Source organism: Peribacillus sp. NPDC055009 (assembly GCF_053608705.1).
Genome location: NZ_JBSGVZ010000016.1, coordinates 40,624 through 52,938 on the forward strand (window position 1 = coordinate 40,624; position 12,315 = coordinate 52,938).

11 protein-coding genes are annotated in these 12,315 nt (G+C 38.8%); 10 read left to right on the plus strand and 1 reads right to left on the minus strand.

The annotated features are described in order from the left end of the window. Positions 1-310: 310 nt before the first annotated feature. From ACWF5P_RS20380 to ACWF5P_RS20405, 6 genes are all read left to right on the plus strand, one after another. Positions 311-1,495, plus strand: coding sequence for a glycosyltransferase (locus ACWF5P_RS20380; protein WP_434167862.1), 1,185 nt, complete (start codon positions 311-313; stop codon positions 1,493-1,495). 20 nt (positions 1,496-1,515) lie between these two features. Further along, the gene (locus ACWF5P_RS20385) at positions 1,516-1,839 is read left to right on the plus strand and encodes a hypothetical protein (protein ID WP_434167861.1); all 324 of its coding nucleotides are present in this window, start codon (positions 1,516-1,518) and stop codon (positions 1,837-1,839) included. A gap of 37 nt (positions 1,840-1,876) precedes the next feature. Next, complete coding sequence (locus tag ACWF5P_RS20390; RefSeq protein ID WP_434167860.1) at positions 1,877-3,667, plus strand: hypothetical protein; 1,791 nt, start codon at positions 1,877-1,879, stop codon at positions 3,665-3,667. A gap of 243 nt (positions 3,668-3,910) precedes the next feature. Next, positions 3,911-4,396 carry a PaaI family thioesterase gene (locus ACWF5P_RS20395; protein ID WP_452445215.1) on the plus strand — a complete coding sequence of 162 codons (486 nt, stop codon included), beginning with the start codon at positions 3,911-3,913 and terminating at the stop codon, positions 4,394-4,396. Between the two features lie 231 nt (positions 4,397-4,627). Further along, the gene (locus tag ACWF5P_RS20400; protein ID WP_101223402.1) at positions 4,628-5,083 is read left to right on the plus strand and encodes a LytTR family DNA-binding domain-containing protein; all 456 of its coding nucleotides are present in this window, start codon (positions 4,628-4,630) and stop codon (positions 5,081-5,083) included. Then, positions 5,083-5,499 carry a DUF3021 domain-containing protein gene (locus ACWF5P_RS20405; RefSeq protein WP_260359192.1) on the plus strand — a complete coding sequence of 139 codons (417 nt, stop codon included), beginning with the start codon at positions 5,083-5,085 and terminating at the stop codon, positions 5,497-5,499. Before ACWF5P_RS20400 ends, ACWF5P_RS20405 begins: the two co-directional genes overlap by 1 nt. Before the next feature lie 63 nt (positions 5,500-5,562). Here ACWF5P_RS20405 and ACWF5P_RS20410 read toward each other — a convergent pair whose 3' ends face one another. Further along, positions 5,563-7,629 (minus strand): Na+/H+ antiporter, encoded by a 2,067-nt coding sequence (locus tag ACWF5P_RS20410; protein ID WP_434167859.1) that lies wholly within the window; start codon positions 7,627-7,629, stop codon positions 5,563-5,565. A gap of 435 nt (positions 7,630-8,064) precedes the next feature. Between ACWF5P_RS20410 and ACWF5P_RS20415 the strand changes: the two genes are divergently transcribed. From ACWF5P_RS20415 to ACWF5P_RS20430, 4 genes are read left to right on the plus strand one after another with little or no spacing between them, the layout of a single operon-like run. After that, positions 8,065-9,588 carry a spore germination protein gene (locus tag ACWF5P_RS20415; RefSeq protein WP_452445219.1) on the plus strand — a complete coding sequence of 508 codons (1,524 nt, stop codon included), beginning with the start codon at positions 8,065-8,067 and terminating at the stop codon, positions 9,586-9,588. A gap of 53 nt (positions 9,589-9,641) precedes the next feature. Then, positions 9,642-10,829 carry a Ger(x)C family spore germination protein gene (locus tag ACWF5P_RS20420; protein ID WP_434167857.1) on the plus strand — a complete coding sequence of 396 codons (1,188 nt, stop codon included), beginning with the start codon at positions 9,642-9,644 and terminating at the stop codon, positions 10,827-10,829. A gap of 14 nt (positions 10,830-10,843) precedes the next feature. Continuing rightward, entirely contained in the window at positions 10,844-11,047 is a 204-nt protein-coding gene (locus ACWF5P_RS20425; RefSeq protein ID WP_434167856.1) for a hypothetical protein, read from the plus strand. A 59-nt stretch (positions 11,048-11,106) separates the two neighbouring features. Next, positions 11,107-12,216, plus strand: coding sequence for an endospore germination permease (locus ACWF5P_RS20430; RefSeq protein ID WP_434167855.1), 1,110 nt, complete (start codon positions 11,107-11,109; stop codon positions 12,214-12,216). Positions 12,217-12,315: the final 99 nt, after the last annotated feature.

Genomic DNA, 12,315 nt, shown 5'->3' on the forward strand with positions numbered 1-12,315 from the left:
AGGAGGGCGTTTCCGCTAAATGGAACGCCCTCCTTCTCTAAGTTGCTGTTTATTTACCATCCACCTTCATGCTATTACTGATGCTCCCAGTCATGAGATTAATGAAGCTTCACAATAGCCTATAAAAGTTCATGAAAACTTTACTTTTATTTACAGAATTCTCATATTGATGTCAATATTCAGTAATACATGTTTGTTATAATCGGTTGACGGTTTTAAAGGTGATTGGAAAAGAGTCTCTTAAAAATCCTTCATTTACAGATAAGTAGCAGGCCGATTGAAGATGACTGAATAGTAGGAGTGAACAAAAATGGAGGAATCTATAAATCTATATGAGCTTACATTTAGTGAAAAAGATAGATATGTAATCATTACGAATGCTTATCCACATGAAGATCAGTTATATCGGAATGGGTTTATCCACCGAAGAGTCAAGGCTTATCTGGATGAGGGTTTGAAAGTTGATGTTTTTGTTTTGCATCCTGCCTATAAAAAAGCAGAAAAGTATACGTATGAAGATGTGCCTGTTTATCGTGGAACTGAACAGCATCTGCGTATTTTCTTAAATCATAAAGTACATAAAAAAGCGCTCATTCATTTTGTTAATCCAAAAATGGTACAAGCGATAAAAGAAACGAACACAGATTTACCGATTATTACCTGGATACATGGATTTGAAACGGAGGCATGGCATAGAAGGTGGTTTAATTTTCTTGAGAGCCCTGAAAGCTTGCGGAAGATACTTGAAATGTCGGACGACTACTATGTAGCTCAGCTTTCTTTCATGAATTGGTTTTATCAAACGAATGAGTTGAATACAACCTTTGTTCATATTTCCAAATGGTTCAAAGAACATATAGCGGAATGTGATGCAAGAGCAGAATCGGAAAACTCAGTAATCATTCCTAATGTAATAGATGACAATCTCTTTACCTTTATTGAAAAGCCAGTTGAAATGCGGACAAAAGTCCTTTCAATCAGGCCATACGCTTCGCGAAAATACGCCAATGATTTATCGGTGAAAGCAGTTCTTGAACTATCGAAGCGACCATACTTCGATAAGTTGGAATTTGCATTTTATGGTGATGGAAAATTATTCGATCAAACCGTTGAGCCAATCAGGGATTTTGAAAATGTAACGATTCATAAAGGTTTCCTATCTCAGGATCAAATCGCTGCATTACATAAGGAGTATGGAATTTTCCTTTGCCCGACCCGTTTGGATTCTCAAGGGGTTTCAATGTGTGAGGCAATGTCGAGCGGGCTAGTGCCGATTTCAACAGATATTACGGCAATCCCGGAATTCGTTAAACATGACGTTTCTGGCCTTCTAACAAAACCTGAGTCTCCTATCGAAATTGCCGATGCAATAGAGCGCTTATATTACAATCCGGACGTATTTTTAAGAGTGTCAAAACAAGCTTCTCAGTCGATTCGAGAAAAATGCGCAGTAGATGTTGTTATTAAAAGAGAATTGGAGATTATCCAAGGTTAATCGAAGGGAGTTTTTTCAATATGGAAGAACGAAACGAATATTGGAAAACTATGTACGAGGAACTCGAATTACAAATGAAAGACATGATGTCCATGACATTGGAGCTCATAGAGGGCAATGGCACTGAAAAACAAAAAATCATTGAGAACATTACAAAAGAAAATAATATGCTGCGAGAAGAATTAGAAAAAAGTAAGGTCGCCCAAAAAGAAAATATTAAGCTTAACAAAGAAATACGAAGACTTAAGCTATTAGAACACAAATTCAACGTTACATATGCAGGAAAATTCACGTTAAAATATCTTGCGCTTAAATCATCTATTAAAGAACAAATAAAAAAATAAAGATTCATATCAGATTTCAGTCATTGGAGTGAAAACTTTGAATTCACATGAACTAGTTGAAAACAGAAAAATGAAGGTACTTCTATTTGGCTTTATTGACATGAATTCAATGGATGGATCTGCAGTATTTTTATCTTCCTTAGCATCGACCATTGCGCTAGATTCCAACATCGAAGTTGACTTACTTCTAGCTAGCCCGATCAAACGTGATATCTTAATTCAGCCTCTTGAGAAATTTGATAATATAACCATTCTCAATCCTTTTGTTGATCCTTTTTTCAGTGCCACCGATGATGAATGGGTAAAAAAAGGTGTCATTGATTTTGATATAGCTGAAATGCTCATTACTCACTATTGGAGTCAAAAGGGATATGATTGGCTATTTGTTAGAAGCATTGAGACTGTTGAAAAAATAGCAAAGCATAAGCATATCATAAAGAATACTTTAGTATATGCTACAGGATTGACTCACATAGGCCAGGATGTTGATGAAAAAAAATTTGAGAGCATCAAAAATATATATGATCAGTGTGCGTATTTCTTATGTCAAACAGAAGAGATGTGCGAATTTGTCATTGAGATTCTTAATTTGAATAAAGAAAAAAACAAAGTTTCCCTGCTTACCCCGATGATACCAAACATTGAATCAGCAGAAGGGCAGACCCGGTTAAAAAACAAACTTGTATATACAGGGAAGTTCGACCCTGATTGGAAGACCATTCCGATCATTACTGCTTTTAAAGAATTAAAGCACGAAATTCCGAATCTTTCACTTGATGTTGCGGGGGATAAATTCAAATGGGTTAAGGATGATTCTCAGTTTAAGGAAGAAGCGGCATACCTTCTTAAAAATACAGATGGTCTTACATGGTACGGTGCATTGACAAGGGAGAATGCCCAACAATTAATCGTGAACAGTGATATTGGGATAACCTGGAGAAGCGAGGAAATGGACAGCAGTCTTGAACTGTCTACAAAGCTATTGGAGTATGGGATTTTAAGGAAGGCTGTAATAATGAATCCAACCAAAATGCATATAAAGCTTTTTGGCGAAGATTACCCGTTATATGCTGTTACAGAGAAGGATTTTCGTGACGCTGTCAAATTAGCACTATGCAATAAGGATATATATGAGTTTGCGGCAAAACGAATGTATCAGGTCAGCAGGCAGTTTTTATTTTCGGAAGCAATAAAAAAACTGCAAGTACTATTATGGAGCAAGCGTATTACAGATTTTGTAGAGCAAAGCACAAATATGTTTTATATTGATGTAGATGACTTTGATGAACTGACTAAGCATGCACCATCAAATAAAGTGAAAAGATTGCCTGCAGAGTTAAGTGCTGACGAAGTTTTCACCTATATCGTCAAAAACATACCTGAAGAAATAAAACGAGTCGAAAAACTGTTTAAACTGTCTGGATATGGGCAAATCATTTCAGCAGAAAAAGCCGGATGTTATTCATTTCTCCACATCCATAAAAATTATGGAAACTTTGAACAAAATTTTCAAAATAACATGCCATATTTAAAAACTATAGGATTTGAAACCTATGGAAATCCTAAATTAAAGCCAAAAGATGTGGAAATTTCAATGAAGGGACAGGCTACTGCTGATAAAGAAAAATATGATATGAAAGGGAAAAATAAAGAATTAGCTAAAGAAGTAAAGCAATTAAAAAAACTGAACACGGTTCAACTGAAACAAATTACTAAGCTAGAAAAACAAAACCTGGCACTTGAACGTAAATATAATTCACTTTCGAAGTCGAAAATGGGTAAAATGACATTCAAGTATTGGGATTTAAGAAAAAGGCTTAACTTTTAAGAAGGTAAACCTGCAACAAAATAATAGATACACTTCTTAACTATATATATTTTCAAATGAAAGCCCATGAAAGCTGCTTGCTAACAGGGGCTTTTGTCATTTATCGAGAAAAGGAGCAAGGATTCTTGCAAACTTTTTATGATGTTATCGATTTCTGCAGTATATATAAAGCTGAAAGCTCAATAAACTATCTGGGAATTCTCTTTATTGATGTTATAATATTCTGAAAAAGGAGGAGAGATGATGGAGGAGATTGTGATAAAAGCGATTCAAGATGATTATCCAGATGCATTTGCATGGTGTTATGGATGCGGTCGTTTAAACGAAGAGGGTCATCACTTTCGAACCAGTTGGCAAGGCGAGCAAACAAGGACAATTTATACACCACGTCCAGAGCATATCGCAATTCCTGGATTTGTTTATGGAGGCTTGATTGCTTCTTTAATTGATTGTCATGGAACAGGCTCCGCTGCATTGGCAATGCATCGTAAAAATGGGCATGAAGTTGGAGATGGAGTGGAGCCTCCCAGGTTTGTGACTGCATCACTGAAAGTGGAATTCGTAAAGCCAACCCCAAATGAAGTGCCATTAACAGCCGTTGGGACCATTCATGAGGTTCATCCAAAGAAATGGAGAATCGAAACAGAGGTATTTGCCATCGATAAACTTTGTGCTCGTGGAGAGGTAATCGCTGTGGTGATGCCAAGCACTTTTACAAGCAAAGAGTGATCCGGACCCTTGGAACAGGTCAATAGTAAGCTGACTGATAAAAACGGATTCAAAAGCAGAACAAGATTTTTTGTATTAAAGGGCCGTCCAATTATTTGGACGGTTATTTAGTGTATCTGAGTATCCATTTCAAGCATGTTATCACTGTAAAGTTACATGTAACCGGAAATCACAAGCGAATTGTCAAAAATATCAATATACTTACATTATAAGCAAAGGGAGGTCGCAGAGTTGAAAATAAACGTAGAGATAGATAAGGAGATCAAGGCGATAGAGGTGCTTATCAGAAATCACGAATGGAATGAGGAAGTCCAGGAACTGATGGAGCGTTTGAAGGAAAAGAAAAGACCGTATTTTGTTGGCAGGAAAGAAGAAATGCAGCACGTATTTCGGGCAGAGGAAATTATCTGTTTATTTACAGAGCAAGATTCCATAATGGTGCGGACGAAACAGGGGACTTTCGAAATGAAAGAAAGGTTATATGAACTGGAAAGGGACCTTCCTGGTAATCAATTCGTGCGATTGTCCAAGTCAGTGATTGCCAATTTAGATGAGTTAAGCAGATTCGAGGCATCTTTCAACGGGACCTTATGTGTGTATTTCCGATCAGGGGAAAAAGAATATGTTTCTCGGCACTATGTTCAAGGAATCAAGAAAGCATTTCAATGGAAAAGGAAGGGATTATGATGAAAACACTATTATTCCGTAGCTTTGTTGGGATTTGCTTTGGGGCACTCGTGATGGTGCTGACGTGTTTTGGAGTGATCGCTTTTGGGGAGGTCACTGCATTAGACAGTGGAATATTTGTAAAAAACGCGATAGGCTGCATATTATGTGGCTGGTTCTTCAGCACGGCAACAATCTTCTTTGAAAATGAAAAATGGAGTTTGTTATCTCAAACCATTCTGCACTTCCTTACTGTCAGCATTCTTTACTTCCTATTATCTTTCTTTGTTGGTTGGATTCCATTCAGCTTAAAAGGATTGGCTATAGGAATTGGGATTTTCATACCTTTCTATATGTTCATCTGGACCGTATTCTATCTCTACTTTCGCTTCCAAGTGAAAATATTGAATGATGGACTTGATAAAAGAAGGAATTGAGAGCGGTTGTGGATTTAAATAAAGAGACACCGCTCCCTGTCGTAACGGTGTCTCTAACATTTCTTAACTTTGTATCATTATCATTTCATCATAGATTAAGTTTTGTCTAAGCTCAGTTGCTGTTTGCATGGATATTTGATCATCTTCAACCATTTGTTGAATGATATCACGTTCGAGTTGCATTGCAATCAACTGAAAATGACTCACCATCTCTTCAAAGCGATGTGCTTCTTTTTCACTTAATGTTCCGAATGGATTCAAATAACGATTATATCTTTGAATGACAAGCATCACTTCATGACGGTTTTCAGGTGTAGTTTGTTGTTTGAGCAATGAAATGGCTTCCTTTGAAGCTTCTTTTTGGGCTTTACGAAACTCCCGGATCAGGTCCGCATTTTTAACGAAGGAGTCCTCTAATTTCGCTTCCCATTTCTTATCCCATTTGACATTGATCTTTTTCTTGAAAAGAATCGCCTGCAAATTGATCCAAGCCCTTTTCAGCGAAGATTTTTGCATATAATTTATGGTTCTTGAAAGATACACTTTATAAAGTTCTAAGGCTGTTTCAGATATAGTTCCTTTTTCGACTAATCCAGAAACGACTTCCAATTCCTTTTTGGTCCCTTGCTCCACTAAATCGCGTATTGTCCGATTATCGGGTCTGTTCGTGATTCCCCGTTCCAAATCAATCAGTTGTTCATTCAAATCTTCTATCACTTGATTGATAGCTTTCTGATTATCCATGGTTGCTTCTTTGCTTAGCTGATCGATCGTTTTATTTAAAACAATTTCATAAGCCTCCTCAGAGGTTAGGCGTTCATCTTTGAATTCAATCGGTGTCTTTACCAGTAATGGCAAGAGAACCGTAGCCAATGTGACGCTTAACAATATAACGCAAGCTGCGATGAACAAGACTGTATTACGCATCGGGAATAAAGTGTCATCTGGCATAAAATATGGTATGGATAAAGCTGTAGCTAATGTAATGGTTCCATGAATGCCGCTAACGGATGTCAAAAATGCAAATCGTGGTCTTGAAACATTCTCCTCATCAGTGTCCTCGCTATCTTCTGGGTGGACCCTGGACATAATGAATTGCTCTAATGGATTCACTCTGTTTTTCGTAAAAGTATCATGCAGAATGTATACCCAAATAAAACGGATCACCAATAATAAAAGAACAATCAAAACACTAATCCCAAAAAGATTACCCCTACTTATGTTCGACTCAATTTCCTGATAAACACTCGGCAACATAAATCCTAATAAAGCAAATACAAGTCCATTCAAAACATAACCTAATACAGACCATGTATTAGATGATACAATTTGCAATTTAGTTGTGGAATTCTGAAGGCGATCCCGCTCGATGCCATGAATAACACCTGCGGCAACCACTGCCAAGATTCCGGAAACATGGAATTCTTCAGCTACCATATATATGACAAAAGGCGTAATTAGCTCAATAACAATAGACATGGAGATTTCTTCAAGTCCATGAACCCGTAAAAATAATCGTAATTTAACGATTAAGTAGCCCAATAGGATACCTATGAAAATACCGCCTATAGCTACAAATATAAAATTAAGCGAAGCATCTTTTATAGAAAATGCTCCAGTTAAGGCAGCTGCCAGGGCAACTTTAAAAGCCACGATTCCAGCAGCATCATTGAAAAGTGATTCACCTTCAAGGATGGGCATCATATTACCGGGCAATTTCAATCCTTTTGTAATCGATTGTACCGCTACAGCATCCGTAGGGGTAATTGTAGCTGCTAAAGCAAAGGCAACAGCCATCGGCATTTCAGGTATTAACCAGTGGATGAAAAAACCTCCTGCAAAAACAGTCACAAATACTAACCCAAAGGCCAATAACAGAATAGGCTTACGCAATTCAAGCATTTCTTTTCGGGACGTATTTTTTCCTTCTGTAAAGAGTAACGGAGCAATAACACAGATCATGAATAATTCTGAATGAAAATCCAACGATAATTGAAATGGCAATAATGAAAGCACTGCACCCATGGATATCTGATATATCGGTAGTGGAATACGGGGCCATATGGCATTTAATATTGTAGCGATTATTGTGGACACCAATAATCCGAGCAATGTGATTAAGAATGACATAGAATCTCCCTTATCGTTTTAGTCTGCTTGCCCATGAAACTTATTTAAAAAGAAAAAAAGAGGTATTTTAAAGCGAATATCCATCTTTAATAACCCCTATTTTATGGTCTTGTGTAGCTTGTTCAAAAAACAATATTTAGCCAGAGACAGTATTTTAATATGTAGCCTCGATTTTTGATATACCCCTTAGTTATTAATTACAAACAGGATATCACAAGAGTTTACGGTTTATTCAAAATCAACTAATAACATAGCTTTTCAATTCTGCTAAAGAAAATTAAGTTCATGCCGGGCACAGGATTTTCTGTATAAAATACCCTAAATGAAGAAACATAGAAAAATGGAGTTAGAGCGACCTGCAAAAAAATGGGGGTAACCAGCTTGATTCGTAATATAGGCAAATTATTAAGAAATAAGAAAGTAAAAAAATCCCTGATGCAAAATAATTACCTAGATTCCAAGCCTGCAGATGCACTTGATGCGAATTTCAGTCTAAATGTAGAAACACTTCGTTCTGTTTATGATAATTGCTCGGATGTCATGTTCCGTTCGTTCTTACTTTTCGGAAAGACGCGGGCGATGCTTATTTACATTGCGGGACTCTCGGACATCGAGGCAATAGAGCAATATGTGCTATCTCCACTCATGCAGGAGTCATCAAAAGAACCACAACAATTAAATGAATTTATTGAACATAAAATGCCCGTTCCTAAAGTGGTGAAAGTAAATATGTTGGCGGATTGCATTGAATCGATTTCCTCTGGAAACCCGATCCTTCTATATGAAGGGGATAGCGATGGATTTTCTTTAGGATTGTCCAAATGGGAAAAGCGGGCCATTGAAGAACCTGTGGCAGAGGGAGGAGTTAGGGGATCACGAGAGGGGTTTATTGAATCCCTAGAGGTAAATACATCCCAATTGCGACGTATTATTAAAAGTCCTGCCCTTAAAATACAATCGATGAAGATCGGAACTTATACCAGGACGAATGTTTCGATTGCTTATATTGATGGACTTGCGGATAAAACACTGATTGAAGAGATTACAACTCGGTTGGAACGAATTAAAATAGACGGAATTTTAGAAAGCGAGTACATCGAGGAAATGATCGAGGACAATCCGTATTCACCTTTCCCTCAAATCATGTCAACAGAACGTCCGGATGTAGCCTGTGCCAGCTTGCTGGAGGGACGAGCTGTCATTCTTGTTGAAGGAACCCCTTTTACATTAATTGCACCAATAACCTTCTTTTCTTTGATTCAATCACAAGAGGATTATGCTCAACGTTTTATGGCAGGCACTTTTATCCGTTGGTTACGATATTTTTTTATGGGATTATCCCTTTTGCTTCCATCACTTTATGTTGCTATTTTGACATTCCATCATGAGGCGGTCCCAACCGCACTCCTGTTAAGCGTAGCGGCATCCCGGGAATCGGTCCCTTTTCCTGCAATAGTAGAGGCATTGGCTATGGAAATTACGTTTGAAGCACTAAGAGAGGCAGGGGTTCGATTGCCGAAGCAGGTAGGTTCCGCTGTCAGCATTGTTGGAGCGCTAGTTATTGGTCAAGCTTCCGTACAAGCGGGATTGGTTTCAGCCCCAATGGTCATTGTGGTTGCAATTACGGGAATCGCTTCTTTTATGATGCCTCGCTATATTGCCGGAATTGCTTTCCGGATGCTGCGTTTCCCAATGATGCTGCTTGCCGGTACTTTAGGACTGCTTGGCATCATGATGGGAATCATCGCCATAGTCATTCACTTATGCAGTTTGCGGTCCTTTGGCGTTCCATACTTAGCGCCACTGGCGCCGTTAAAAGGTCAAGAGCTGAAAGATGTGCTGTGGAGAGCTCCTTGGTGGAAGATGGATACACGCCCGCATCTAACAGGGGATTCTAATGTATACCGTCAAGCCCCGGAACAGAGTCCAAATCCAAAAAGGGGGAGTGAAGCGGAGTGAATAATGGCTGGAGGCGAAAAAGCATATTAGAGAAAGGAAAGAGGCGTCATTTCATGAAACATGTCCTTCTTTTGCTCTTTATTTGTGGAACAACGACTTTTCTAAGCGGTTGTTGGGATCGAATAGAAATCACTGACTTGGCGATTGTCACAGCCGCCGCCATCGATAAGAAGGGTAATGATCAAATCGAACTATCCGTCCAAGTCTTTATTCCAAGTTCAATAAGCAGTGGAGGCGGTCAAGGAGGGAGCAGTCAGGGGGGGAGTGGGGCTACGACAATGGTGAGATTTGAAAAAGGCTCCAATATTTCAGATGCATTGTCTAAGCTGCAAAGCAAGCTTCCGCGAAAAGTATTTTGGGGACATTGTAAAGTTTTTGTATTCGGTGAAAAGTTAGCGAAGGAAGGAATTAAAGAGCAGCTGGATTTTTTGCTGCGCCATCCGCAGCCAAGAGAGAAAGCAAATGTGTATGTCAGCAAAGGGGAAGCAAAGCCTATCCTTGAATCTTTGCCACCCCTGGAAAACTATTCAGGGGAAGTGCTTAGAGAACTATCCGATTTACATATTGGCATGCTGGTCACACTGCAGGATTTGGATGAAATGTTAACGGGTAGGCCTCAAGCGGCAGCACTTCCATTCATTAAAATATCTCCTCCAGGTAAAGGGCAAACGAAATTACAGGGGATTCCTTACATTTTCGGAACGGCCGTGTTCAAAAAAGATAAAATGACTGGAACGATGACTGAAAAGGAAACTAGAGGGCTATTGTGGTTAAGGGATGAAGTGGAATCATATACCGTGACCATAAAACCCAAAGAGGAGAAAGGGGAGATATCTTTAAGTCCAGTGTCAGCCAAAGTCAAGATCATTCCGCAAATTATCAGTGGTAAATGGAAATTATTGGTAAAGATAAATACAGATGGAGCTGTCATACAAAATGGAACGAATTTAAACCTTTCAAATCCTAAGTCTCTAAAAGCTGCAGAACGAGTATATCAAAAAGATATAGAGAAACGCATCGAGATGGCTTTTCTGCATATTCAGCATAAGAAAGCGGACATTTTAGGGTTAGGTAAAGATTTCTATAGGAAATATCCTAAACAGTTTAATAAAATCGAAAACCACTGGGATGAGATATTCGCGGAAATGGAAGTGGAAATCGATGTTGCGGCCCATATTCGAAGACAGGGCTATATAAACAAACCGGCGGGTTTGTCTGAGAAAGAGGTGAAGGACAAGTGAGATGGGGGGCATTTTTGTTTACAGCTGCGATTGTAACGCTAATCATTTTGTATGAATGGCCGAAAATGAAACAAAATCCTAAAAAAGATAAAGTGGCATTTCTTACACTGCTCCTCACTGGCTTGGCTTTGTCCATGTTCAATCTCCCACAGATGTCAGGACCCACTGAATGGATTCAAACTCTTTTTAAGCCGTTTGGAGAGTTTATGGAAAAGTGAATCTAGCAGAAGGTTACGTGATTTCAATTTTTCATACTATCACAGAAAGGAGAAAGATGATGGAGAAAGGAAAAATTACATCTCTGCAGATGGCATTCATGATGTACCCGACGATTGTGGCAACGGCTATTCTCGGAGTTCCAAGCATCACCGCCAAATATGCCAAAACTGATTTATGGCTTTCCCCCATTTTTGCTGCGCTCATAGGGTATCTGACGGTGTATATCGCTTATAAACTTCACAAACTTTATCCAAAACAAACGGTTTTCCAATTCACTGAAAAGATCATTGGTCGGATTCCGGGTAAAATTCTCGGTTTTTCACTCTTATTTTTTTATATCCAGAACACGGGGCTACTCGTTAGAGGCTACGCAGAATTTCTTGTAGGCTCTTTTCTTGTACGTACCCCGATTGGTGTGATCATGGCATCGATGGTGCTTCTGTGTGCTTTCATTGTACGTGGGGGAATAGAAGTGTTGGGGAGAGCTGCTGAATTGTTTGTACCTGTTTTCATTTTTCCAATCTGTATCTTAATCCTCTTGCTGATTCCTGATCTTGAATTCAAGAATATATTTCCGGTATTGGCGGATGGTATAATCCCTCCAATCAAGGGTGCGATTGTACCGGGTGGATGGTTCAGCGAGTTTTTCCTGATCATTTTTCTTCTTCCTTTTTTGAAGGATATGAAAAAAGGGATGAAATCCGGGATGATGACTGTGTTTGCCGTGATGATGACGTTAAGTGTGGTGAATCTGACAGTTATTTTTATACTCGGGGCAACCACATCCACAAAACTTTACCCGGTGATGAGTGTATCTCGATACATCAGTTTGGCCGACTTTTTTGAACATGTAGAGTCCGCCGTCATGGCGGTATGGATCGTAGGGGCGTTTGTGAAAATTTCCGTTTTTTATTATGCATGTGCTTTAGGTACAGCGCAGTGGCTGAATCTCTCCAGCTATCGACCTATTGTATGGCCGGTTGGGATTTTTATTGTCATATTCAGTTTGTGGTCGTTGCCAAGCTCCATGGAAGTCATTCGTAATGATGTCAACGTCTTTCCGTTACAAGGAATTTTGATGCAAACGATTATTCCTCTGTTATTGTTGGCGATTGCTGTTGTAAGGAAAAGAAATCGTAAAGGAACCGAAACCAGTCGAATGGATTGAAACTCTTTTTTAAGCCGATTGAAGAGTTTATGAAAAAGTAAAACTATCAGTGGGCTTTGTGATTTCAAATTTACATACTATCACGGAAAGGAGGAAGAT